Genomic DNA, 24,539 nt, shown 5'->3' on the forward strand with positions numbered 1-24,539 from the left:
AAGGGAATATAAGTAGATCGGGGTAGATACTTCTCACGCAATGAGCCTCACTGAGCGGGCGGGTTCTCGAGACCACCTGAGAGAAGAGTTCATCGAGGAACTCGCCGATCGTGACGAGGCGGTGGATATCAACCACTTACTCGATGAAACATCTGCTGATAATAGACGGGAAGCGAAGCAGGTTCTCCGAAAAATGATGGATCAAGGGCTGATAACCACGACCCCTGGATTCAAATACAAGCTTGCAAGTGACGCTTCGGCTTCTGCGTAGGTCGTCTTCCGATGACGGCGGGATTTCTCAGAGAACATCGTCCTTCTGATCTTGATCAAAATCTCAGTGATGGATACGATCGAGAAAGGGAGCTCGAGGGTACAAAAGAACTTGACACGGAGGACCAGCGAACTCCGTTCGAACGCGACCGAGATCGAATCCTGTACAGTCGAGAATTTCGACGACTCAAAGATGTTACACAAGTTGCGCGGGCAGGAGAAACGTACCTGTATCACGACCCGCTAACCCACTCGTTGAAAGTAGGTCAAGTCGGCCGGAGACTCGCTGAACTACTTCGCAAGTTCTATTCAGAGGAGTTCGATGATCTCGAAAGCCATCTCAATCCGGATGTCGTTGAGACAGCTTGTTTGGCTCACGATATTGGTCATCCACCATTCGGTCATGTCACCGAAGAGCTTCTCGACCACAAGGTAAGGAGAAAATCCGATACAAATCAAGACGACGGGATGGACGACGATGGCCGTAGAACAAATCTTGACGACGAGAAACCGACAGGACCGGATGTTCAAGGTTTCGAAGGAAACGCCCAATCCTTCCGTGCCGTAACTCGGTTAGGATCGCATCGTTCAGATCCGGAAATCGAAGGGATGGACCTGACTCGGGCTACGCTAAACGCTATTCAAAAGTATCCCTGGTCGAGAGCGGAAGACATTGATACGGACAGAAACACGGACGAGAAATGGGGGTATTACCCTTCCGAAGAGGGCTATTTTGAATTTGCTCGGGCAGGGACTGTTAACGAGCGACAGCAAGTATTAGAAGCCGAGCTCATGGACTACGCCGATGATCTGACTTACGCAATCCATGATGTTGAAGACTTTTATCGAAGTGGGCTCCTTCCGCTTGACCAGCTATTAAGAGAAGCAGGGGAACTGTATAATCGTCTTCCCGACGATTTTAATGGAGACGAGGATATGGGAGAATACACCGGTCTATTCCGTGAATACGCCAAGTCACGGGATATGGAGCTCTATGATTTTGGTGAGTACGTTGCCGACGAAACCGATATCGATGCGTCTATCGAAGACGTCCTGACGTTTTTCGTAGAGTTGCGAGATTTCGCGGCCGTCGTCGAAGAGTTCTACACCCCATACGAAGGGACGCAAGCGGAACGCGAACTTCTAAATGAATTCTCCTCGTCAATGATCAGTCGTTATCTCGAAGCAACAGAAGAGACGCCTGACGACAGAGAATACATCGAACTTGAGGAGCACGACGTGGATGGAAATCCGACTCTAATCGTAGACGACGAACTGAATCAAGAGATTGAGATTCTAAAGGAACTTACGTTTTATTACGTGATCAGTAACCCGACTCTCGCAGGACAGCAGAAAGGACAAATCCGCGTCATCGATAGACTATTCGAACTACTCTACGACGAGGCGTCTCCCGACTCGGTAAATAAATCTGCAATACTGGAGCCATACCGAGAGCGACTGCGCAATATCGATGAAGACGACTGTACTGCTCGCGCCAGAATCGTCGCCGATATGATTTCGAATATGACCGAAACACAGGCGGTCGAGATGTACGAGCGGATGTCCGGAGAACGACCCGGGTCGCTTCAAGACGAGATTATGCGGCAATAACGATTCTCGGTCCTTACTCTTCGCCGAACTCCGCCAGTGAGGTATCGACGCCGATCATCTTCAGGTAGGTCTCGTCGTTGGTTGATTCGGATAAACCTTCACAAAGCTCGCGGAGTTCGTCTATATCCCATTGCTCAAGGTACTCACTGATAGATCTCCCATGTTCGAATCGGTAGCGGAGGAAGTGAGCCTTGTCCAGTGTCGTGAGGTCGCCGTTACCCTCTTCGACTTTGCTCTGGACGTACGCCTGGCGCTTCTCGTCGTCCCACTGGGTGAGGACGAAGTCACCGTTCTCCAAACGAAATAACTGCATTTCCTTCATCTGCTCCTCCGACGCGTCCGACCGCTTGAGGTGTTTGTTCAGGTCGTTGTACGTCGGGTTCGACTCTTCGAGCAGGTCTCGATAAACGTCTTGCTCGCCGCGGTCGTTGTCCTGGATGATGCCGTAAATCTCATCGACGACCTCCTTCGCGGACATCACATCGCCGGCGCGGTGGACTTCGCCGTGGTGCTTGGAGTACTCCTGGAAACACTTCCCCATCTCGATAACACCGATATCTCCGCCAGCGAGTTCCCGATTCTCTTCTAGCGTCTCGCGGGTTTCTCTGGCAGTTCGCACGATGCGACGTCGAAGCGAGTCCCACGAAATCGGCCGTCGGTCTTCCGTCGGCCGAGCAACGATGACGATGTCGAAAGCGACGGCTTCGCCGCCGATGAATTTGTTCAGGTCGGAATTGATCGGGTATGTCGCCGTCACCTCGAAGTCGTTCTCACAGAGGGATTCGAGGAGTTCGCCCCACGACTCTTCGTCACTGTGATGGTACGTGAAGGCGAGTGTCCCATCGTCTTTGAGTGCACGGTTGATTACATTGAGTGCTTCACCCATCTCGTGCTCAAAGTCTTCGGCAGTCTTGTCGAGATAGGGGTTCGTGACGATGGACTCGGCACGTGGTGTCTTCTTCTGGTCAAACCCAGGATATTCGTCTTCAAGGAGAATTTTCTGCCAGACGTAAAAATAGTCAGCTACCTCTGAATAGATAATATTGTCGTAGTACGGAGGATCCGTAATGACCGCGTCGTATTCATTTTCGGCGGAGATATTTCGCATATCATCTTGATAGACCTCAGAGTTTTGTCCGATAGGTTGGGCAAATTCGGAGGTCTCCACTGTATCTCCACTTTCGTTGATATAGCGATCTGTCGGAGCGTTAGCATACCTAACCGCATCCCGTACCATATCAAATATTGACTCGAAAGTACCGCGACCAAATTTAGCCCCCCAAACGTTGCCTTCACAAGGGGTACGAGGTGGGTCAAATGAGTTCGTTTTAAATATATTCACAACTTTGTTATAGGTTTGATCATAACCCACCATCATCGTGTTAGTGCGTAAGATACCTGTTAGAGCCAATAGGAGGTATTCTCGAATATCCTGATCCGATACATTATCAATAGAGGATAGGATTTTCGAGAGGGCAAGGAGTTGCCTCTCATTAAACATATCTGTCCACTCTTCGTACCCATGATCGTACACCGGATTCCGTTCAGACGTCATATGGCCCGGTGGAATATTTTCGTCCGGGACATAATTGTGTAAATCCGTCCGAGTGTTCCACTCCTGCCTTGCCTTCTCGAAAAGTTGCTTGTCTGCGACTTCGGCCTGTTTGTATCCTTTGTGCGCGCTTTTCTCTAATCCCTGTTGATCACACTCTTCACAGTAGTACTCGACAGCGTACAGTCGCAGATTGTATCCATCCTGTTGCTGGATACCGTCAGTGATTGACTCTTTCTGACCACACTCGGGACAGTTATAATAGCCGCCTCGTGACACATTGCCGTTCTTGGGAACGAACGCATAATCACACTCGTTACATTCACTTTCGTCCTGCCAGTCACTGACAAGAGTGATAGCGCCACAATCTGGACAGAGGATGTTGTACTTATCGTCGTTCTCGTAGCGACCGGCGGCAACGCGATAGTCCTTGAATAGCGGAACAGTATGCCCACAAGAGACGCAATCGAGTTCCTTAACCCAGAAGTTGTACATGACATCGGCGTCGTGGTCGCCGTTCGGGCAAGGCGTCTGGTAATACTGCTTAATTTCGTTCGCTACGTCTTCCTTGACCTGCTCGAAAGCGTCCTCCAACTTTTCGACATCGGTCTGGCCGGCGTCAAGTTGCTTCTTCGTGACGAACCACGCGACGGGGTTCAGATCCATCCCTCGGGACTCAACCCCGAATCGTGAGGCCTCGACCAGCGACGTGCCACCGCCCATGAACGGGTCGAGGATCTTCTTGTCCTTGATCCGGACGTCCTTCGGGTAGAAATCCCACAGCGACTCGGGATCGTCCATATCGACGTCGTCGATCGCTTCAACGAGGTCACTCTCGTCCGGTCCGCCCTCCCCGAGCTGTTGGTTCTCGCCAGGTTCGTAGACCTCGACGTCATCCGCCGTCGTATTCTCGTCGAGGAGCGAGTACAGGGAGATAGCCCGGAACAGGCAACCTGGACGGCGAGCCCACCACTTGTGCATCGTGTAAACGGGGCGGTAGTACTGCTTGGCCCGGCTTTCCTTCTCAGCGATCTCGTTCACCCGCTCTATCGGGAAACCACGCTCGATCGGCAGCGAGGTGTCTTCGCCCTCGCCAGCCCGTCCGTCGCGGCTCATCGGTACCGCCCGAGGGCCTGACGAGTCGAGTTGGGACCCGCATCCGGTACGAGATTCCTCGGCGAGGGCGCGGACGAGCTGCACAATATCCGCTGCGTATCTCTCAGCGGGTATCGCCGGGATTAGCAGCAGGCTCTAGCGCGCACAGAATCTGACTGACCAGTTCCCGTAGATTTTTGCGGCTGATTGAGCAACCAAGTCACAATGATACGTCGCTCTCAGGTAGGGAATCAGACACTGAACTTCGCTCAGGAGGGGAAAGCCACGTCGCTACGAGCGAAAAATGCGCAGCGGGTAGTACTCTACTGAGCTCTCCGTACGGCGAAGCGGCGGACTCTACGAGTGGATGTCACTGAGCGCGCGGCGTGTCATCGCCCCGTCGATGTTGAGGTACTGGCGCGCGGTTTCGAGGTCCTCCCACCCGAACATTGACCGGAACGCGGCCAGTTCGAGGCCTCGTGACGCGTGGTACGACGCGGCCGTCGCTCGAAGCCCGTGTAGCGACGTCGAGGTTCTGTCGAGCGAGCGCGCGCAGTCGAGCGCGGCGTCGAGCCGCCGCTGTAACGTCGAGAACGAGTACGGCCAGCCGCCGTACTCGTCGGCGAGTGACTCGACGGCGAGTTGCACCCGCGCGGAGAAGTGAAACGGGATCGGACGGGCGGCCGCGTCCGTCTTCGGCTGCCAGTACTGCTCGGCGATATCGTCGAACGACGCCTCCTGGTCGTGGCGTATCCGTTGTTCGACGGCCTGCCGGCAGTAGCCACAGATTCCGCCGTCGCGGCCGTCCCGACAGGGAGCGTGGTCGGGGACGTGGACGATCTGGCGCTGCCGATCCACCCATGACGCGTCGAAGTGGGTGAGCTCTCCCGGTCGGAAGCCGAGCCGGCCGCCCAGGAGGATGACGGCGTGAGCCTCGAAACGCTGCTTTTCGTCGTCGATTCGGCGCGCGCCATCGAGAAGTCGTTCGAAGTCCCGTTCCGTGAGCGCTTTCTCGCGCGTCGGAGCCATGACGCCCGATACTCGGATTCCGAAACTGGAAGTGCCGAAGTCCGGGCTCGGGCTTACTCCTCGCCGAACTCCGCCAGCGAGGTATCGACGCCGATCATCTTCAAGTAGGTCTCGTCACCAGTCGCTTCGGCCAGCCCCTCGCAGAGTTCCCGGAGTTCGTCCATGTCCCATTCTTCCAGATACTCGCTGGTGGACTTGCCCTGCTCGAAGCGGTAGCGGAGGAAGTGAGCCTTGTCGAGTGTGGTAAGATCGCCGTTGCCCTCTTCGACCTTGCTCTGGACGTACGCCTGGCGCTTCTCGTCGCCCCACTGGGTGAGGACGAAGTCACCGCCCTCCATACGGAACAGCCGCATGTCCTTCATCTGCACCTCCGACGCGTCCGAGCGCTTGAGGTGCTTGTTCAGGTCGTTGTACGTCGGGTCCGACTCCTCGAGCAGGTCTCGATAGATGTCCTGCTCACCGCGGTCGTTGTCCTGGATGATGCCGTAGATCTCGTCAACTACCTCCTTCGCGGACATCACCTCGCCGGCCCGGTGGACCTCGCCGTGGTGCTTGGAATACTCCTGGAAACACTTCCCCATCTCGATGACGCCGATGTCTCCGCCTGCGAGCTCTCGATTCTCTTCGAGCGTTTCGCGGGTCTCCCGCGCGGTTCGCACGATACGGCGGCGGAGCGAGTCCCACGAAATTGGCTGTCGGTTTTCGGTCGGACGTGCCACGATAACAATGTCAAAGGCGACGGCTTCGCCTCCGATGAATTTATTCAGATCAGAATTGATTGGATAGGTCGCCGTCACCTGAAAGTCATTATCGCAGAGCGACTCAAGGAGTTCTCCCCACGACTCCTCGTCGCTATGGTGGTACGTGAATACGAGTGTTCCATCATCTTTGAGCGTACGATTAATGACATTGAGTGCTTCGCCCATCTCGTGTTCGAAATCTTCGGCCGTTTTGTCAAGGTAGGGGTTCGTAACAATGGATTCAGCACGCGGCGTCTGATTCCGATCAAACCCTGGGTACTCGTCTTCGAGAATAATCTTCTGCCATACATAAAATAGATCAGATATCTCAGAATATATTATATTATCGTAATATGGTGGATCGGTAATGACAGCGTCAAATTCGTTTTCGGCTGTTATATTTCTCATATCATCTTGGTATACTTCTGAGTTCATCCCGATCGGTTGTGCAAACTTTTCCGATTTTTTGGTTTCGCCATCTTCGATATGCCGATCAGTCGGGGCATTCGCGTATTCTACGCCGGCAAGTATCATATCCCATGTTGCAGTGAAGGTGCCCCGTCCAAATCGAGTGCCCCAGACGTTGTTTTCGGCTGGGTACAGCGCAGGTGCAAATGAATTACTTCGGAATATATGATCCATCCCATTTCTGGATGGGTCATAAGTACAGAATGTTGAATTTGTTCGTAGACTATCAGTTAACGCCAGTAGCAGGTATTCAGACGCATTCTGATTGCCTAAATCGTCTATTGCGGAAAGAATTTTGGACAAACATAATAGTTGACGCTCATTCTGGAATTCATTCCAATACTCATAACCGTGTTGGAAAAGATCGTTACCACTCACCGAAGAAGCAGCCGTAATAGCCCCTTCAGGAATCTTCTCATCAGGAACATATTCGTGAAGATCAGTACGCGTATTCCACTCTTTCACTGCATCTTCAAAGAGCTGCTTGTCAGTGCTTTCTGCCTGTTTGTATCCCTTGTATTCACTTTTTTCGAAGCCTTGCTGATCGCATTCCTCACAATAGTATTCAAGCGCGTACAGGCGTTGCGTAGGTTTCCCTTGGTCAGCGATTGCATCTACGACAGATTCTTTTTGTCCACACTGAGGACAGTTATAATAGCCGCCGCGTGAGACATTACCATTCTTAGGAACAAAGGTATGGCGACATTCGTTACACTTGCTTTCTTCTTGCCAATCATCAACAAGAGTAACAGAACCACAGTCCGGACAAAGCACATTATATTTGTCGTCGTTTTCGTAACGACCCGCGGCAACGCGATAGTCTTTAAATAGAGGGACTGTGTGCCCACAGGAGACGCAGTCAAGTTCCTTGACCCAAAAATTGTACATAACGTCTGCATCGTGGTCGCCGTTTGGACAAGGTGTTTGGTAGTACTGTAGAATCTCATCGGCAACATCGTCTTGTACCTTTTCAAATGCTTTTTCCAGCTCTTCGACATCAGTCTGGCCAGCGTCAAGCTGCTTCTTCGTTACGAACCACGCGACAGGGTTCAAGTCTACACCGACTGACTCGATACCAAAACGAGACGCCTCAACGAGCGAAGTTCCGCCGCCCATGAATGGGTCCAGAATCTTCGCGTCTCTGATGCGGACATCCTTCGGGTAGAAGTCCCACAGCGACTCGGGATCATCCATATCGACATCATCGATGGCCTCGATGAGGTCGTTCTCGTTCAGTCCGTTATTTCCAAGTTGCTGGTTTTCTCCAGGTTCGTAGACTTCAACATCGTCCGTAGTCGTATTTTCATCAAGAAGTGAATAAAGAGAGATCGCGCGAAAGAGACAGCCCGGTCGGCGTGCCCACCACTTGTGCATTGTATAAATTGGACGATAATGTTGTTTTGCCCGTCCCTCCTTTTGCGCGATCTCATTCACACGTTCAATTGGGAAACCGCGTTCGATGGGAAGCTCAGAACGGCCCTCGGATTGGAGAGAATGTTTTTCGTTGGCCATGTACTACGTGTGCCTCCCATAGTCACAGGGTGCATATAAAAATACGCAACTATCGTCCAGCGATTCGTGGCTCCGCCATTCTTGGTACGTCTGTGTCTATGACACAGCAAATCTATTCAAACAAAGATAAGGATTTTTAATCAGTGTTTCAAAAGCGGATCTAAGATGGATTCCATCGAGCTCGCTCTTCAAACTGAGAATAAACAGGAATTGATCAATAAATTATCTAAATATAATGAATCATATGATATTCTTAGATCAGGGATGGCATATATGACAGAGAGTGGTTTGGATACGTTACAAGACACGGTACCCAGTTGGTTTGATGATCGGACAAGAAAAGAATGGGTGGTCTCTATTTCAGATGGAATTACCAGTCCTGCTGCCCTCAGAAGATTAAAGAATCAGAATAATTCGGAAGTGCGCGTTATGATGGGGGAAGAAGCTCTTGAAAATTTTCGTTTTCGTACTTCACCTAGTTTTCATCCAAAATTCCTTTGGGTGAATGATGATGGTAAACATAACATATTTATTGGTTCCCATAATCTGACAAGAGATGCTCTAAAGGTTAATTGGGAGGTTTCAGTTCTTTTGGGAGGACTTGAACAACCAGAAGATGGTGATAAAATTGAATACATTGAAGACTATTGGATGGAGGTCTGGGATTCAGCTGACCCCTGCACTTCTGAATTTATTGAGACATATGACCGAAAACGAGAAAATTATCTGGAAGATCAAAGTCCAAAATTCATACAGAATGAGGGGGATTCTGATAGACCAATACACAAAGCGAAATATCTTTGGACGGATATTGGAGCTGTTAGTGGAGGCTCACAAAACCAAGTTGATATTCCATTTTATTGTTCCCGATATTTCTCAAGAGAGCCAAGGACATTCGATGTAGGGGACAAAATTACAGTAACCCTACAATATCGAGAGAAATCATCTAACGATCGAAGTATCCAGGGCAACCCTAAAGGAATGACAAGAGTAAATCTTCCAACTAACGTTAAACATATCTCTAATTTAGAGGACTATTATGTCGCCTTTGAAAAAATAGGTGAACAGGAATTCAAAGTAATCTTAGTCCCGGACACAGAAGAAGAGTCGGGCATTCTAGGATTTTTGAGGCATCGGTGTCAGGAACTCGGAACCATAGGAGAAGCAAATAGCGGGAGAGTCTATGGGTGGTTGTAGTGTAGTTCAATACCTTCACTCATATTCAAATAGCCCAAAAGGGACAATCAACATCGGTGAATGAATTATGCAAAAATAAGTGATGCGTGTGTGACTTCGTAGGTGTGAATATCGCTCCTAATTCACCGACAGTCGAGGCTTCTCCAGTAGATCTTTTACTTAAGCTCCCCTCACGCGCTGCGCTCCGCCGAGCGCTCGCCGCGGCAGACATCGCAGACGAACTCGGGGACGATGACGATCCCGAGCAGTTCCTCGACGAACTCTCCCAGGTCGAACTCCGCCAAGCGGCCGCCCAAGCGCGCTACGCCGCTCCACAGACGGTCCACTACTTCCGACTGCCCGGGCTGACAGACTTGTCTCCGTCCGAACTCGACGACCTCACCGAGTCAGATGGGTTCGGCGGACAAGTTCGCGCGGTCGAGGAACTGCACGACCGCGTGTACGTCGTCTGTAGCGTCCCGGAGGACGGAACGCAGGCACAGCTCTCCGTGTCGGAGGACGCGCGCGTCACGACTGTCGCCACCTTCGATCCGGGAACGGACCTGCTCGCGGTCCGGGCCGACGACAGTGACCTCGCCGGGGTAACCGTCCAGGCGCTCCGGGATCATCCTAACCTGTCCGAGTGGGCTTCCGTCTCGTTCCGCGACGACGGGTTTCGGGGGCAGTTCGAGGACGCCGTCATCGCGGCGTACGAACAGCTGTCTCTCTCGGTGACGTCCGTCGGAGACGGAACAGAGCGTATCGACGTCACCGCCGAGGAACGGGATGATTCGGGACGCGCGGACGTGCGCGGAGACGACGTTGTTGAGGACCTGCTCTCTAGGAGAGACACGGAGCGGAGTACCGCACAGGTTCGACTCGACCTCCGGACGGCCGATACGATCCCCTCGAACCCGAGTGTCCGAATCGACTTCGACGAGAGTTCCGTCGGGTTCCGCCAGTGGGTTCCGGAGAAGACGCTGATACAGCTCGACCGCGTGATTCAGGACGCTGAGTGAGCGGCGACGGGTTGCAGGAAGGGGTCACTCTCGGGAAACGGCGGGGTTGATCTGGCCGGTTCTCAGGAAATGGCGGTTAATCCGACTCACTTCGATTCCCCGGATAGAGAAGATTCACTCCGGACTCTCAGGAAACGATGGGGGTGAAGATGCCTGCCTGCACTCTCAGGAAGTGACGGGGGTGACCACGGCTGAAAGTACGCACCGCTCCCACTCTAAGAGTTACCGGCGAAAAGTCCCGCCGTATTTCCGACTCACAGACCCAATTTCGATGGGTCATTATGCCGGGATACAGGCACGCTCTCGGATTCGTTTCGGTTACGGCTCTGATCAGTTTCGTCTTCGCAGCCGGGGCGGTCACGTCGCCGTTCGTCCAGCCGTTTCGGAACGTCGCTGTGTTGCTCTCCCGCGGTACTGCGATGAGTCCGAGGGTAGTTGCCGGGGTCGTTATCGGCGCGCTCGGCATCTACCTCGTCAAACGTCGGGGTGCTAACGGGGACACGTCCGGTCGGAACAACGAACTCTCGCTAGCTCGACCGCGTGAGGGCCGTGAACCGGATGTCTCGGTTCCCCGAACGACTGAGGTGGAACCGCTCGACTCGACGAGCTCCCGGGGCCGTGGGCGATCCGGATCGAGCGACGAGTCGAGGGACACGGCCAGCGGGGACGGCGGCACTGACAGTGACGCGATTACCGAACCGGAGCCCGGCGATCAGCGCGATCCCGAGATCGAGAATCCGCTAACTGTCGATTCGACGGAGGAGGAACAACACGAGGAGGAGATCACTCAAGATGGAAACGATCTCGGAGGGACCGATGACTCGAATCCCGACCTGACCGAGGCACAGATCGACATCGACGACTACCAGTACGATTGGGTCACGGAGACCGACGTCGAGATGGCTGACGTCGGAGGACTGGACGAGGTCAAGGAAGAACTGCGGCAGGACATCGTCCGGCCGATGCGAGAGGAACCGGAGAAGGCCGAGAAATTCGACATCCCCTCACCGAACGTGCTCCTGCACGGGCCGCCGGGCACGGGCAAGACCTACCTGGCGAAGGCGCTCGCCTCGGAACTCGGGTACCCGTTCTCGCACCTGACCGGCAGCGATATCACCAGCAAGTGGGTCAACGAGAGCGCGGAACACGTCGGGCAGCTGTTCGCGGAGGCCGAGGATCTGGCCGGGGAAACCGATGGGGCCGTGATTTTTCTCGACAGCTCGACGCGGTGCTCCCGGAGCGGCAGATGGACAGCCACGAGGAAGACCGCAAGGTCGTCAGCGAGTTCCTGAGTCATCTCCAGGAGTCCGCGCGGGAGCGAGTCTTGGTCGTGGGGGCAACAAACAAGCGAGAGGACTTGGACAGCGCGGCGGTGCGGAACGGTCGCATCGACAAGGAGATCTTCGTCGGGAAACCCGACCACGAAGCGCGGGTGGGAATCTTCGAGGCCCAATTAGACGACCGGCCACACGACGTGACCGAGACGGAGATCGAAGCACTCGCAGAGAAGACGTCCGGCGTCGTCGCCGCGGACATCGAATCCATCGTCAATCAGGCTGCACGCCACGCGGCGTACGGACGTGGTGGCGATAGAATCGAAGCGAGAGACATCGAACGTCACCTCGATCGATGACGACCAAACCATCGCCCGAGGATACATCGACGGATACCCCAGGTACATCGCCGACGCGGGCTGCCGAAGACGCGCTCGATCTGGGGCTAATCAACGCTTCCGTCGTCTCTCTCACACTCACCTACGGTATCCTCGCTTGGACCGAATTACACAGTTGGCTCGCGGTCGTCGGCATCATCGGTGCCGACGCGGTGTTTGTCCTCCTCGTCGTCCCCCATTTGGTCGCCTACTGGCTCGGCTACGATGTCGATGTACTGCTCGGCGGGCAATCCTCGGACACCGAATGAGCCACTGGGGCTAGTCTCCTCCATACGTATTTCACCGATAACGCGGCAGGGTGAGGTATGTCCCTTCAGACCACCCGCTCGTTCGTTTCCACGCTGCTCGACTGGCATCGAGAGAACGGCCGTCATCGGTTGCCTTGGCGCGAGCCGGAGCGGACGGCCTTCGAGATACTCGTCGCCGAGATCCTCCTCCAGCGAACCACTGCGTCCGCCGTCGCGGGCGGATACGACCCATTCGTGTCGCGGTATCCGACCGCCGAGAGCGTGGTCGCGGCGCCCTCGGACGAACTCGCGGAACGAGTCGCTCCGCTCGGCCTCACGAAACGGGCCAGCTACCTCGAACGCTGCTCCGGACAGTTACTGGAGCGACACGGCGGTGAAGTGCCTCGCCGCCGGAGCGACCTCCGGAGCCTTCACGGGGTGGGAGACTACACTGCGCGTTCCGTTGCGGTCCACGCGTTCGGGGAGGACGTGGCGGCGGTGGACACGAACGTTCGGCGATTGGTCTCGCGGTTCTTCGACATCGAACCGGAAACGGACGTGACCGAGGCGCTCACGGACGCGGTCGTTCCCGCCGGTCGGAGCAGCGACTTTCTCCACGCTATGCTTGATCTTGCTGCCGACGTGTGTACGGCGCGCTCTCCCGACTGCGGCGACTGCCCGCTCCGGCGACACTGTGAGTTCTCGGAACTCAGTGATGGTGAGCCTGCGACTGACAACTAATGCCCGTGATTAAGGAGAAGTCTCGTATGCGGGATAGGTTTTTTAACCAGCTTGCCGCGATGTTCTTCCCATGCCCGAGATCGGAAAGTTAGTGGACAAAGTCGAGGCGAACGAAATCGTCCTCCCGGAGTTCCAACGAGAATACGTCTGGGGGAAGGATCAAGCTAAGGAGCTGATGAAGTCCCTGTACAAGGAATATCCCATCGGGAGTCTGCTTATCTGGGAGACAGAGAACCCACCGGAAATTAAGAACGACGCCGTAGACCGCGAACAGTACGGTCTGTTCAAAGTTCTCCTAGACGGTCAACAGCGCCTCACAGTTCTCTATCTCCTGATCAAGGACGACATCCCACCATACTATACTTCCGACGACATTCAAACCGATCCGCGGAACCTCTATTTCAATCTGGACTCCGGGGAGTTCAAATACGAGAACAAGAGCACCCGAGACAATCCGGAGTGGGTGAAGGTCACTGACTGTTTCGACGACGATGTCAGCATCTTCGAGATCGCCAAAGAGACGACCGAAGACGAAGCCGAAGTCGGGGCGAAAGCCGAGGAGTACAACCGTGAACTGAAGCGGATAAGCAAGATCACCTCCCTTCAGATGCCCAAGGAAGAGCTGGGGAAGTCCGCTGACGTTCACCAAGCGATCAACCTATTCGATAAGGTCAATTCTCAGGGGACGGACCTCGGGGACGCCGAACTTGCCCTGGCACATATGAGCGCTCAGTGGCCGTACATACGACGGGAAATGAAGGAGACGCAGGCGATGATGGCCGAAGAGGGGTACGACTTCGATCTCGACTTCTACGTCAAGTGTATGATCGCCGTCGTCACGGGCGGTATGACGTACGAGCGCGTCTACGATACTGACAAGGAGACCCTCGTCGAGTCGTGGGAACTCGTAGATGAGGTGTTGAATTACCTCACCAGTTTCCTTGAGAACGAGGCCCAGATTCCAGACTCCAGTTACATCAACACGCGAGCGGTCCTCATCCCGCTCATCAAATATCTCAGCGACAACGACGTCCGAATGACCCGCCAGGAAAAGGACGCGTTCCTCAAGTGGCTCTATTCGGCGATGATGTGGCGACGGTACAGTCGCTCGACGGACACTACACTCGAAAAGGATCTCTCCTTACTCGGGGGACCGAACCCGGTCGAGGACCTGATGGAGGAGATCAAAGACGACAGGGGTCGTATCGAGGTACAGCCGTCCGACTTAGAGGGACGCGGTAAGTCGAGCAAGCACTTCTACAACATGGTCCGCATCCTCAGTCGGAACAACAATCCGTCCGATTGGGCCACGGGCGAGCCCCTCCGGGGAAGCTACGAACTCGAATCGCATCACATCTTCCCGAAGTCCCAGCTTTACGGCACACTCTACGATTCGAACAACCACATGGGTCGCAAGCGCGTGAACGAGATTGCGAACCGAGCGTTTGTCACCTCCCGTGGGAACAGCGAGATCTTCACGTCGCTACCGAAGGACTATTTCCCCGGTGTCAAAGAGGACCATCCCGAAATCTTCGACAAGCAGTACATCCCCGAGAACCCCGAGTTTTGGAAGCTAGAAAACTACGAGAAGTTCCTCTCCCGGAGGCGGGAGTTACTCGCCGATGCGATAAACGAATTCATACAGTCATTCGAAACCCCCGAAGGGCCGGACAAGCCATCTCTGGAGGCCCTAATCGGAAAGGGAGAGAACCATCGAATTGAATTCAAGGAGACCCTCCTCTACGATGTCTACCGTGATCAGCCCAACGCCGACCTGAAGCAAGAGGCAGTGAAGGAAATTGCTTCCTTCGCTAATGCCGAGGGCGGAACGCTAATCATCGGTGTGGACGACGACGGTGACATCAAGGGCCTCGACCGCGACCTCAAGCTAATGGACGACAAGGACGACTTCGAGGTTACTCTCAGTCAGGAAATCTCCTCCCGATTAGGAGACGCTACGGCCTCGTTGTATACCCAAATCGAATTCCGTGAAATCGAGGGGGAAACGGTCTGCACAGTATCTGTGGAACCGAGTTCGGATCCAGTTTACTTCGAAGATGATGAATTCATCGTGCGCCAGGGGAGTTCAGCAAGACCACTGAGTATCCAAGATGCTAATCAATACATCCAGGAAAACTGGGCCTAACCTACTCCCTCAATTCGACCGAGTCGCCGGATACCAGCGACCCCTCTAAGAAGGTACTCCACGACGATGAGATCCCAGAATTGAGTTCTATAAGCGGACCGTTTCACAGCGGCGTGTCATCGACTTCCTCATCGTCGTCATAGGCCTCAGTAACTCCGCGTTCCTGCTCTTCCCTGTACTCATCCCAGCTGTCACGCCACTCCTGCGTCGCCGCGAGGCTCTCCGCTCCGTGTCGAGTGTGCCGTTCCCGGATGCGAGCTAGCACGGGCGTGTTCATCGCATCGCCCGCGATGACTGCTTGCCCGGGCGTTAGCCCCGGGAGTTCATCGAGGACGTCCTCGCCGGCGCTCTCGACGGACTGACGAATCGCCTGTTGGTCGTTCGGATTCTGAATCTGCATAATGACCTGCGTGCCGCACTGCGACAGTACGTCGGCGTCGAGTTTGGACGGGCGCTGTGAGATGATTCCGACGCCGAATCCGAACTTCCGGCCCTCAGAGAGAATCGTCCGCAGGATGCCGAGGGACCGAGCATTCCCATCGGGAGCGAACCGATGGCCTTCCTCCAGCAGCGTGAACAGCGGGAAGTCGAGTCGGTCGTCGTCGCCGCGCATCGCCCGCTCGCGCGCCTCGTAGAGTTTCCGCAGGAGTGCGGCCGCGAGCATCTGCTGGTCCTCTTCCGACAGGCGGTTCAGCTTGAGTACGGTGACCTGCCCCGGAGCGACGAGGTCAGTCAACTCCTCCCGGGCTGCACGCACGAACAGGTCCCGCCCGAGCGCCCGCTGGAGGCGCCACTCGAGCGCGCTCGCGGTGTCGCTGTCCTCGCCATCGACGTGGTAGCACTCGGCGACGATATCGTGGACGCTGATGTCGTTGCTCTCCTCCTGAAGGTTCCTCCAGGTCTCGTGGAGCACGTACTTCATCCGGTCGCTCGGACCGTCGAGCAGCGCGAGCAGGTCGCCGTAGTTGAGGTCGGGGATGGCGATGTTGATCTCGTCCGGCTGGATGATGTTGACCTCCGGCGTGTAGTCGCCATCGCTGAACACCGACGCGTGCTCGTCTTTCCGCATGTCCGGGAGCGTGTCGTACTCGCCGTGCGGGTCGAAGACGAGCATCGCCGCCCGCGACTCCGGGCGCATCATCTCTTCGATGATGACGCTCGCCGTGTACGACTTCCCGCTGCCCGTCGAGGCGAGGATGGCGAGGTGCGTCGAGGAGAAGTCGTCGATCGGGAGGAAGACGTTCGCGTCGCCGGCCGGCCGGTTGAGAAGCCACCCGACGTGCGCGAGTCCGCTGTCGCTCTGCCAGTCGGCGTTGGGCAGGACCGCCTCGAGGAACTCGTCGTCAGCGAGGTGGACTCTCGACCCCGGGTCGGGGAGTGAACGGGGGTTCGTGAACGTCTCCATGTCCTCGTCGAAGTACCCGACGGTCCGGGCGGTCACGCGGTCGATCTCCACGTCGCCGCTCGGCACGCCGAGCGCACCCGCAATCTCGTCCGGTTCGACCGCGGGATCAGCGAGGAAGTCGCCCGGTAGGCCCCGCTCCTGCTCGGTGGTCGTGACGCGCGCGAGGACATCGCGCTGTTCGCCTTCGACGACGGTGTCGTACACGACGAACTCTCCCGTCCGGACATCGATTTCGCTCGGGAAAATGAACTGGAACTCGTCGGCGGAGTCGCCGGGCTTCTCGACGGTTCCCACGACGGTCTCCGACGCGGCGGCGACATCTCGACTCGTGGGCGGTGTGGGTACGTCGCCGCTCATCGCACGACCCCCCGATCGGAGCTCGCTTCCCAGCGGACTTTCTGCTCGATGACGTCCAGCATATCCTCGTCTGCGGGCGTGTCGCTCCGGAGGCGATCGAGCAGCGAGAGAGTCACCTCAGCACCAAAGCGGTCGGCCGTCGAGATGAGCCGATCGTAGTACTGCACGCGGAGCGAGCTTTCGGGGAAGTGGAACTGCCTGAACCCCTCGGTCGAGAGCTTGGACACCGAATCGTCGATGTCGAGCGTCCACCGCGGCATCTCCTGTTCGACGTCGGCGAGGTCGTATCCGTCCCCGTCCGCGTGAGGTGAGAGTCGCGCGAACCCGAGGAACGCGACGCCGAGCAGCGTTCGCTTCTCGTCCACGTAGCCCGGCACGAACATCTCCTGGTCGGGGTTCGAGAGTCGCGGTCCCTCGCGCCCCTGATCCGGATCGACGAGTTGGGAGTCGTATACGACGCCGACGACGGCGTACTCGTCTCCGCGGACCGTGGTCGTGCTGTACACCGGTTGGCCGAACTCGTAGTCCTGCTTCTCCGGCGGTCGCTCGCGCTCGCGTTCTCGGTACACCTCGACGACGTAGTCCATTTGGGAGTGCGACTCCGCGACTGTACCGAGCGTGAGATCGCTCTCCGTGAGTGCCGGTTCTTCTGAGAAAGACTCATTCTGTGTCATAATGATGGGTTTCGGGTGAAGCGGTCGGATTGACTGTTCATCGGCGGCGGCGCTCCTTGCTCAGGTTCTTGGCGTTCCACTCGATCGGCAGGCCCTCCTCTTCGGCGAAGTTCTGGACGAGGGCGAGGAATCGCCGTTTCGCGTCGGCGTCGAGCACGGCGTTCGCGTCCGCCTGCTGGACGATCTCCGGATAGCCGCGGCCGACGCCGGCCTCCGCGCGGACGACGTCGAACACGTACTCGACGAGGCCGTCGCGGAGCACCCATCCCGGGAACTCGAGGTAGTCCATCGCGTCCCCGTCGGGGATGTCGAGGTACCCGAACAGCACGTCGGTGGCGAACTCGTACTCCTCGCCGCGGTACCTGCACTCCATGGCGTCGATGGTCCCGTCCTGCCGGTGGACGAAGACCTGCGAGCGGTCGCCCCAGTTCTCCGTGAAGCCCTCCAGGATGCGGGAGTCCGCGACGAACTGTTCGTCTCCCAGCCGGTCGCGGTACGTCCGGCGGAGCAGCTTCGCTACGTTCGTCCGACTGCTGCCGGCCGAGTAGCCGACGACCGGAACTCCGTGGTGCTCGCTCGCGGCCAGCACCTGGGACATCGTCCGCCGGTAGTAGCTGTCCCGCACCTCCGGCGAGTACGTGTTGGCGAAGGTGGGTACGAGCGGCCCGTCGTAGATGACGACCGGCGGCGGGTCAAGGTCGGCGAACGCCTCGATGCAGTCGATGACCGTTTCCCCCTCGTCCCGGTAGCGTTCGTGGCCGGGTGCCCGCCCGTCGATGTATCTGATGCCGTCCTCCTCGTCCGATTCCTGAGTAACCGCCTCCGGCCCGATGATGCGGGCGTTGAGTCCCTCCTCGTAGTCGCCGTCCTCGTGGTGGTGGTTCGCGTTCCAGGCGACCTGCACCAGCCCGAGCGGAACCGTGAACTCGTCCGTGGGCCCGAGTTCCGACCCGTCGGCGGCGATGGTCGTCACGCCCTCCATCACGTCCTTCGCGTACTCGTTCACCGCCTCGTGGTTGTCCCACGCGGCGGACTCGTCGAACCCGACGACCGACGAGTCGTTCTCGTCCCACTCGTCGGTCGGCAGGGCGCCCGGATACCGATCCGGCCCGAGTTCCGCCCGGAGCGGGGCCGCTTCGTGCTCCTTGAGCGCGTCGCGTAACGCTTTACGATATCGCCCGACCGTTTCTTCCTCGTCTTCGGCGAACCCCCGGATTTCCGCGGCATGGTCGCGGAGGTCGTCGAGGACCGCTTCGGGATGGAACGGCATTACTCCGACACCACCCGCGTCACCTCACGGTCTTCGTCCTTCTCGAGTTCGATCGTCCGCTCGGTCATCGACTCGAACGTCCGGTCGTGACTGACGACGAGGAGCTGGTTGAGCTGATCGAGGTCGTCCAGCTGATTCACGAGGTTCTGCTTTTTCTGCTGGTCGAGGTTCGCGGTCGGCTCGTCGAGGAACGCCACGCCGACGGACGCCAGCTGTTCGAGGATTGCGAGCCGGACGGACAGCGCGGCGGCCATCTTCTCGCCGCCCGAGAGCGTGTCGAAGGGCTTGTTCTGCCCGCGGACGCGAACGCGCAGGTTGTACGTCTTGTCCCAGACGAGCGTCTCCGTCGGGTTGCCGCGGAGCTGCTGGAAGATGGCGTTCGCGCGGTCGCCGATCTCGCTTGTGATTAGGTCGCGCAGGTCTTCGGCACCCTGCTGGAGGCTGTTCCGCGCCCACCGAGCGAACTCCTGGTCGCGCTCTAACTCGGTGACTTCGTCTTCTAGATCCTGCTTGCGCTCCTGCTTCTCTTCGAGTTCCGCGAGTTCGTCTCGAGCCTCTTCGAGGTCTTCCTTCGCGTCGTCGAGTTTCTGCTCCGTCTTGGCGTGTTGCGTGTTCAGTTCATCGAGCTCTTCCTGGACCTCGTTGAGTCGTTCGGCGTTGAACTCCTCCTGAAGCGATTCGACGCGATCCTCGACGTCGTCACGTTCCGACTTCAGTTCCTCAAGCTTCTCCTGTTCGTCTTCGACTTCCTGCCGGCGTTCGGGCAACTTCGTCGCTTCGTCCTCGTTCTTGACGTATCTCGTGTGTGCGTCCTCCGTCTCGTCGATGACCTCTTTAACGCGGTCGATCTCGTCGTCGAGCCCCTCGTACTCCGCTAAGTCGTCCCGGAGTTCGCGGTACTCGACGCGTTTCTCACCCAGCTCGTCCCGAGTATCGCGGAGTTCCTCCGTGACGCCGTCCGCGCTTTCGATCGTGGCCTTCGCCGTGTGGTAGTCATCCACGACGCCTTCGAGGCCGTCCAGTTCGTCTCGCTTTTCCGGCAGTGCTGCGACTTCGTCCTCGAGTTCGTCTCGCTCGTCTCGGAGCTCCTGTTTCTCCTCGCGGAGGTCATCGATCTCCCCTTCGACACGTTCGAGTTTGTCTTCCAACCGCGGGATTTCATCGACCGCTTCCTTAGCGTCCTGTGCCGACTCGATTTCCTCTTCAATCTGTTCGATATCTCCCTCTACCTCGGGGAGCTCGTCCTCGGTGATTTCCTCGATACGGGCCTCGTTTCGCTCGATGACCTTCTCGCGGTGGTCGGGCGTGACCGGCCGGTCACACGTCGGACAGGACACTTCCGACTCCTCGTCCAGGTCGAGCTCGCGGAGTTCCTGATTCTGCTCGCGGAGATCATCCGTCTCCTTCTCCAGCCGCTGCTCTCGAGCGATGAGGTCTTGCCGCTCGTCCTGGAGGTCCGACAGCCGCTCGGCTTCCTCGCGCTTCGCCTCGGCGTCATCTATCTCCGCTTCGATCTCGTCGGCTTCCTCGTCCAGTTCCTCTATCTCGTCGTCTATTTCTTCTAGCCTCTCGTCTATCTCCTCGATTCGGTCCTCGTCGTCTTCGAGGTCGCTGATCTGCTCCTCGAGTGATTCGTACCGCTCTTTCTTGGGTTCCAGTTCCTCGACCGTCTCCCGTGCCTCCTGTGCCTCTCGTAAGTCCTCCTTGTGACGACGTATCTGATCCTTCAGACGGTCGATCTGACCCCCGAGGTCGGAAAGATCGTCTTCCAGCCGGTCACGCTCGTCGCGTTTCTCCTCGAGATCGTCGAGTCGGTCCTGCGCGTCCTCGTGGCGCTGGTAGTCGTCCTCGACGTCCTCAAGGATCTCCTTCGCTTCTTTCGCCTCCTCACGCCGTTCCTTCGCCTTTTCGAGGGCTTCCTGTTGTGCGGGAATCTTCGTTTCTTCGAGAGACTTCAGTTCCTGCTTGGCGTCCCGGAGGCTGTCCTCGAGTTCCTCCAACTCTTCTTCTTCCTCCTCGAGTTCCTGAATCTCCTCGTTGAGCGACTGGAGTTCCTGCTCAAGTTCTTCGACGGCCTCCTCGTGTTCCTCTACTTCGTCCTTGACCTCGGGGAGATCCTCAAGACTGACTTCGAGTCGCGTAATCTCCTCTTCGAGTTCGTCGATATCGTTCTCGAACTCCTCCTCCAGCCCGCTGAGCGATTTATACGCCTCCCGGTATCGCTCGATGTCGAACAGCGGGTCGAACGTGTCTATCCGCTCTTTTTCACCGTTGGATGCGAAATCAGACAGGAAATCCGTCTGTGGGACGCCAATGCTCTTCTCCCACGCTTGAGATAGGTCGTCCGAGTTATCGATACCCAGTTGGTTGCAGATCCAGTCTTTGACCTCGCTGTTCGTGTCCAAACCGAGGTTGTCGCCGTTCTCGTCCAAGACGTCGTACTTCGACCGCCCCGCCCAGCGACGAACGGTGTACGTCTCCCCCGTCGCTCGGTTCGTGAACGTGACCTCGACGTGTCCAGAACTCTCGCCGTCACGGACCAACCGATCCTGATTTCGGAAGGGGTGGGTATCGAAGAGCGCGTAACCGACCCCCTCCTGAATGGTGCTCTTTCCAGATCCGTTGTCGCCGAGAATGGCCGTTACGCCGTTCCCGAGGGCGATCGTCGTCTCGTCGCCGTAGCTCTTGAAGCTCTCCAGCGTGACCTGATCGATGACGATGCTCATTCGGAACTCACCTCGTTCGTCGCGTCGTCCGTGTTCTCCGCGTCGGACGCCTCCCCGGGGCCCTCCGGGAAGAGTTCACGACGCCGCTCCCGGAGATAGTCCGCGACCTCCGCGACGCCCTGTCCGTCCTCGTTGACTAGCCCCTCGACGTGGTCTAGCGTTTCCGCGACCTCCTCCGCTTCCGCGCTGTACCTGGACTCCCCGGCGATCGTCGTGAACACCCGCTCCTGAAGAGCGTCGGTGTTGACGGTCCCGTCCGGGTTGAACGCCTCGCCGCGCTCGAGGTCGCCGAGCAGGTCCTGAACAGCCTTCCGCTCGGTGTGGTTCGTCGGTTGGACGTACAGCGCGTCCAGTTTGTCTTCGGTGAGGCCAGTGAGCGTCTCGACGTCGAACGTGGTGTGGTCGAGCAGGAGCGTTCCCTCGAAGCGGACGTTGATGATCGGCTCCCGCCGGTTTCCTCGCCCGTCGCGGTGGACGTCGCGCTGACAGACGTCCTCGACGTCCGGCCGCGCGTCCTCCAGTTCGGTTTCGAAGTCGGCGCGAAGATCCTCGAACGTGCGGTACCCCGATACGTCGAAGTTCAGTGTGTGGTACGGGCGACGCTTCGAAAGCTGATATTCGGCGGTGTCGGCGACGGTGTCGTAGACGTAGTAGCCGTGGCTGTCGTCCCACCGTCCCTCCTGGATGTCGAAGGCTTCCAAGCTGCCGGGGTTCCGGGCTACCGTTCCGCTCTCGAACTGCTTGTGGATGTGGCCGAGGGCCATGTAATCGACGAGATCTTCGAGGTCGGTGAGGGCTGCACGCGCCACGTTTGCTCCCAGGTCAGGGACTGCGTCGTCAACGCCGAAGTGAGCGAGGAGGATCGTCGTGTCGGGCTCCCCTTCGCTCTGGTTCACGGCTTCGATGCCCTCCGCGACGTTCGGGAGGTCGCGCTCGATGTACGCGCCCCGGTACTGAAGGCCGAAGCAACGGACGACCTCGTCGTCGCCTTCGAGGTCCACGTAGCCGCCCCCTCCCTGCCGCGGATCGGTGCCGTCCGTCGGCGCGAAGGTTGCCCGGTCGCTCGACAGCTCCGCCGACAGAAGCGTTATCAGCCCCTTGTCGTTCAGGTACTCCAGCCACGTCAGATCCCGCCGGCGGCTCATGTTCTCGTCGTGATTGCCGGGCGAGACGACGACGGGCTGTTCGACGTCTTCGAGTAGCGCTTCGGTCTGCTGGAGCGTCTGCGGGCGGATGTCTCGGGAGTCGAAGAGATCGCCCGGTATCAGAATCGCGTCCGTGCCTCGCTCGCGCGCCTGCGACAGGAAGTGCTGGAACGACAGACGAGCGTCCGTTTCCCGTTGTTTGAGGCCGTACTGGCGGTGACCGAGATGGATGTCGGCGGCGTGTGCGAGATGCATACTGTTAGACACCTCTGGATATGAGGATAATTGCGTATTCCCGTCGCAGACTTGCTCTCCGGTTAGTCATTGTCTGCATAGTATTCGCCAATTATGTCATCCTCCGTGGTACTGTTAAAGGTTCTCACGCCGGGGTGAAAGTAGTCTGGTGGCGGGACTGTGGCAGTGAATAGTGGAGTCACCCCGGCGGAAGATGATATTCGAAAAGAACTCCCTTGAGTACGACCGAGGACGGGCTAACTCCTCGTCGTGACAGACTCACCAACTCATTTCGTGCAGAGTGGTGAGTCGGCTTTTGCTGGGATGTCGTTGGTGATCCTGTTAACCGTTAGTTTCGACGTTTTCGATGAGTTCGCTGAACTCCTCGACGACGATCTCCCCGTCGATGGATCGTTTCTCACACCAGTCCAACGCTTCCTCGTCGCTCAAGCACTGGATCTCCTCGCCGGGAACTTTCCCGTCGCTGACCTTCTTGGCCCATTTCGTGGCCGCCCCACCGTCACCGTGGAGGAAGTACTCTCCGTCCGGAGTCTTGTACAGGGTTTCGATGAGGTAGTTGAAGTCACCCTTGTCGGTGATCGGGGCGTATTGTGCGATCTCCTCTGCCGTTTCGGTATCGTAGAGCTTGCGGTCGATTACTTGCTTCATATCTGGATCTGCTTGTCCGGATTTGGTTGTCACTGTGTCTGTCAGGTCACCTCCGCAGCGTAGTCGGTTCCGGAGACGAGCTGTCGATGTCGTCTCGGAACGTCCGATGGCCGCGGGGGATCCGTGGTCAACGATTCGACAGGTCTGCCGGCTGGGGTTCCGCTCCGGTTCCAGGGAGGCGTTATCCCGCCGGACAGTTCGTCGCCGCCACGACGTTCTGGTAGTTCGTAAAAAGGGTAAGGGCGGGTCGAGCCGGCGACCCCGTCTGTTCGAGATGAACGGGAAATAGATCAGAGAAGCTTGGTAGCCGACGGATTCTCCCTGAACCCTCTACCATTCGCCACTTCGAGTTACCTACCTACAGTATCGGCGAGACATCCAGCCGACATTCGACCTGATACTCGTGGTGCGCTCCCGTTTCGACGTGTGACGTCGAGTCCATTGCTGCCCGTGCTGCTGCTTTGATGGCCTGCCTGATGTCCTCTCTGAGATGCGCGTCGTCCCGAGGGATTAGCTCCTCGATAGGAGCGATCGTGTGGCTCCATCCTGCCCATGGGTCCTCAACGGTGAGCCAGATGCGATGGTCGTCACAGATTCCCGGCATCCCTGCCGGGCCACCGTAGTGGCCGGCGACTTCCTCAGCACCCCACTTCTGCTCCTCATCGACTTCGGACACGACCTCATCTATAGAATCCGGTAGAATTTTTTACTCAGAGTGTGTTGCAGCTACTAGTGGATCATCTCGACGAGATCTCCGTCGAGGAACTGCAAGACACCCTCGACAATGTGGACGGAAAGAAA

17 protein-coding genes and 1 pseudogene are annotated in these 24,539 nt (G+C 57.2%); 8 read left to right on the top strand and 10 right to left on the bottom strand.

The genetic code is table 11. From position 1 onward, the window contains the following. Positions 1–40 precede the first annotated feature (40 nt). Positions 41–271, top strand: a complete 231-nt coding sequence (locus tag ACMGFI_RS13185; RefSeq protein WP_436910204.1) for a hypothetical protein — start codon at positions 41–43, stop codon at positions 269–271. An 11-nt stretch (positions 272–282) separates the two neighbouring features. Further along, positions 283–1,881 (top strand): deoxyguanosinetriphosphate triphosphohydrolase family protein, encoded by a 1,599-nt coding sequence (locus ACMGFI_RS13190; protein WP_436910206.1) that lies wholly within the window; start codon positions 283–285, stop codon positions 1,879–1,881. A 13-nt stretch (positions 1,882–1,894) separates the two neighbouring features. Here the strand turns inward: ACMGFI_RS13190 and ACMGFI_RS13195 are convergent, their stop codons facing one another. The 3 genes from ACMGFI_RS13195 to ACMGFI_RS13205 all read right to left on the bottom strand — a co-directional run bounded on the left by ACMGFI_RS13195 (position 1,895) and on the right by ACMGFI_RS13205 (position 8,277). Further along, positions 1,895–4,549, bottom strand: coding sequence for a DUF1156 domain-containing protein (locus tag ACMGFI_RS13195; protein ID WP_436910207.1), 2,655 nt, complete (start codon positions 4,547–4,549; stop codon positions 1,895–1,897). 336 nt (positions 4,550–4,885) lie between these two features. Beyond that, positions 4,886–5,557, bottom strand: a complete 672-nt coding sequence (locus ACMGFI_RS13200; protein WP_436910208.1) for a site-specific integrase — start codon at positions 5,555–5,557, stop codon at positions 4,886–4,888. A 53-nt stretch (positions 5,558–5,610) separates the two neighbouring features. After that, positions 5,611–8,277, bottom strand: coding sequence for a DUF1156 domain-containing protein (locus ACMGFI_RS13205; protein ID WP_436910209.1), 2,667 nt, complete (start codon positions 8,275–8,277; stop codon positions 5,611–5,613). Positions 8,278–8,442: 165 nt separating this feature from the next. On the opposite strand from ACMGFI_RS13205, the gene ACMGFI_RS13210 reads away from it, so the two are divergent. The 6 genes and pseudogenes from ACMGFI_RS13210 to ACMGFI_RS13235 all read left to right on the top strand — a co-directional run bounded on the left by ACMGFI_RS13210 (position 8,443) and on the right by ACMGFI_RS13235 (position 15,258). Further along, entirely contained in the window at positions 8,443–9,474 is a 1,032-nt protein-coding gene (locus ACMGFI_RS13210; RefSeq protein WP_436910211.1) for a hypothetical protein, read from the top strand. Positions 9,475–9,578: 104 nt separating this feature from the next. Then, positions 9,579–10,472, top strand: a complete 894-nt coding sequence (locus ACMGFI_RS13215) for a hypothetical protein (protein WP_436910212.1) — start codon at positions 9,579–9,581, stop codon at positions 10,470–10,472. Between the two features lie 962 nt (positions 10,473–11,434). Then, positions 11,435–12,105, top strand: a pseudogene (locus tag ACMGFI_RS13220) (AAA family ATPase). Further along, positions 12,102–12,392, top strand: coding sequence for a hypothetical protein (locus ACMGFI_RS13225; RefSeq protein WP_436910213.1), 291 nt, complete (start codon positions 12,102–12,104; stop codon positions 12,390–12,392). The pseudogene ACMGFI_RS13220 and the gene ACMGFI_RS13225 overlap by 4 nt, the downstream one beginning before the upstream one ends. Before the next feature lie 57 nt (positions 12,393–12,449). Beyond that, the gene (locus tag ACMGFI_RS13230) at positions 12,450–13,112 is read left to right on the top strand and encodes an HhH-GPD family protein (RefSeq protein ID WP_436910214.1); all 663 of its coding nucleotides are present in this window, start codon (positions 12,450–12,452) and stop codon (positions 13,110–13,112) included. A 70-nt stretch (positions 13,113–13,182) separates the two neighbouring features. Beyond that, positions 13,183–15,258 carry a GmrSD restriction endonuclease domain-containing protein gene (locus ACMGFI_RS13235; RefSeq protein WP_436910216.1) on the top strand — a complete coding sequence of 692 codons (2,076 nt, stop codon included), beginning with the start codon at positions 13,183–13,185 and terminating at the stop codon, positions 15,256–15,258. 103 nt (positions 15,259–15,361) lie between these two features. Here ACMGFI_RS13235 and ACMGFI_RS13240 read toward each other — a convergent pair whose 3' ends face one another. The 7 genes from ACMGFI_RS13240 to ACMGFI_RS13270 all read right to left on the bottom strand — a co-directional run bounded on the left by ACMGFI_RS13240 (position 15,362) and on the right by ACMGFI_RS13270 (position 24,414). Continuing rightward, positions 15,362–17,020, bottom strand: coding sequence for an ATP-binding protein (locus ACMGFI_RS13240; protein WP_436910217.1), 1,659 nt, complete (start codon positions 17,018–17,020; stop codon positions 15,362–15,364). Continuing rightward, positions 17,017–17,694, bottom strand: a complete 678-nt coding sequence (locus ACMGFI_RS13245; RefSeq protein WP_495849320.1) for a DUF8166 family protein — start codon at positions 17,692–17,694, stop codon at positions 17,017–17,019. The genes ACMGFI_RS13240 and ACMGFI_RS13245 overlap by 4 nt, the downstream gene beginning before the upstream one ends. Positions 17,695–17,731: 37 nt before the next feature. Beyond that, positions 17,732–18,964 (bottom strand): DNA double-strand break repair nuclease NurA, encoded by a 1,233-nt coding sequence (locus ACMGFI_RS13250; RefSeq protein WP_436910220.1) that lies wholly within the window; start codon positions 18,962–18,964, stop codon positions 17,732–17,734. Next, positions 18,964–21,690: an AAA family ATPase gene (locus ACMGFI_RS13255; RefSeq protein WP_436910221.1), complete on the bottom strand. Its 2,727-nt coding sequence runs from the start codon at positions 21,688–21,690 to the stop codon at positions 18,964–18,966. Before ACMGFI_RS13255 ends, ACMGFI_RS13250 begins: the two co-directional genes overlap by 1 nt. Further along, positions 21,687–23,090 carry a metallophosphoesterase family protein gene (locus ACMGFI_RS13260; RefSeq protein ID WP_436910222.1) on the bottom strand — a complete coding sequence of 468 codons (1,404 nt, stop codon included), beginning with the start codon at positions 23,088–23,090 and terminating at the stop codon, positions 21,687–21,689. The genes ACMGFI_RS13255 and ACMGFI_RS13260 overlap by 4 nt, the downstream gene beginning before the upstream one ends. Before the next feature lie 321 nt (positions 23,091–23,411). Continuing rightward, positions 23,412–23,738: a hypothetical protein gene (locus tag ACMGFI_RS13265; RefSeq protein WP_436910223.1), complete on the bottom strand. Its 327-nt coding sequence runs from the start codon at positions 23,736–23,738 to the stop codon at positions 23,412–23,414. Between the two features lie 358 nt (positions 23,739–24,096). After that, a complete protein-coding gene (locus ACMGFI_RS13270) occupies positions 24,097–24,414 on the bottom strand; it encodes a hypothetical protein (RefSeq protein WP_436910224.1) in 318 nt (105 codons plus the stop codon). Positions 24,415–24,539 lie beyond the last annotated feature (125 nt).

The sequence above is a fragment of the Halosimplex marinum genome (assembly GCF_051414075.1).
Lineage (GTDB): Archaea > Halobacteriota > Halobacteria > Halobacteriales > Haloarculaceae > Halosimplex > Halosimplex marinum.

What these genes read in the sequence shown, in the direction of transcription:
- ACMGFI_RS13255 (WP_436910221.1), bottom strand. Translation starts at nt 21,690, where the DNA reads ATGAGCATCGTCATCGATCAGGTCACGCTGGAGAGCTTCAAGAGCTAC.
- ACMGFI_RS13265 (WP_436910223.1), bottom strand. Translation starts at nt 23,738, where the DNA reads ATGAAGCAAGTAATCGACCGCAAGCTCTACGATACCGAAACGGCAGAG.
- ACMGFI_RS13245 (WP_495849320.1), bottom strand. Translation starts at nt 17,694, where the DNA reads ATGACACAGAATGAGTCTTTCTCAGAAGAACCGGCACTCACGGAGAGC.
- ACMGFI_RS13235 (WP_436910216.1), top strand. Translation starts at nt 13,183, where the DNA reads ATGCCCGAGATCGGAAAGTTAGTGGACAAAGTCGAGGCGAACGAAATC.
- ACMGFI_RS13200 (WP_436910208.1), bottom strand. Translation starts at nt 5,557, where the DNA reads ATGGCTCCGACGCGCGAGAAAGCGCTCACGGAACGGGACTTCGAACGA.
- ACMGFI_RS13190 (WP_436910206.1), top strand. Translation starts at nt 283, where the DNA reads ATGACGGCGGGATTTCTCAGAGAACATCGTCCTTCTGATCTTGATCAA.
- ACMGFI_RS13195 (WP_436910207.1), bottom strand. Translation starts at nt 4,549, where the DNA reads ATGAGCCGCGACGGACGGGCTGGCGAGGGCGAAGACACCTCGCTGCCG.
- ACMGFI_RS13210 (WP_436910211.1), top strand. Translation starts at nt 8,443, where the DNA reads ATGGATTCCATCGAGCTCGCTCTTCAAACTGAGAATAAACAGGAATTG.
- ACMGFI_RS13225 (WP_436910213.1), top strand. Translation starts at nt 12,102, where the DNA reads ATGACGACCAAACCATCGCCCGAGGATACATCGACGGATACCCCAGGT.
- ACMGFI_RS13240 (WP_436910217.1), bottom strand. Translation starts at nt 17,020, where the DNA reads ATGAGCGGCGACGTACCCACACCGCCCACGAGTCGAGATGTCGCCGCC.
- ACMGFI_RS13185 (WP_436910204.1), top strand. Translation starts at nt 41, where the DNA reads ATGAGCCTCACTGAGCGGGCGGGTTCTCGAGACCACCTGAGAGAAGAG.
- ACMGFI_RS13230 (WP_436910214.1), top strand. Translation starts at nt 12,450, where the DNA reads ATGTCCCTTCAGACCACCCGCTCGTTCGTTTCCACGCTGCTCGACTGG.
- ACMGFI_RS13250 (WP_436910220.1), bottom strand. Translation starts at nt 18,964, where the DNA reads ATGCCGTTCCATCCCGAAGCGGTCCTCGACGACCTCCGCGACCATGCC.
- ACMGFI_RS13260 (WP_436910222.1), bottom strand. Translation starts at nt 23,090, where the DNA reads ATGCATCTCGCACACGCCGCCGACATCCATCTCGGTCACCGCCAGTAC.
- ACMGFI_RS13205 (WP_436910209.1), bottom strand. Translation starts at nt 8,277, where the DNA reads ATGGCCAACGAAAAACATTCTCTCCAATCCGAGGGCCGTTCTGAGCTT.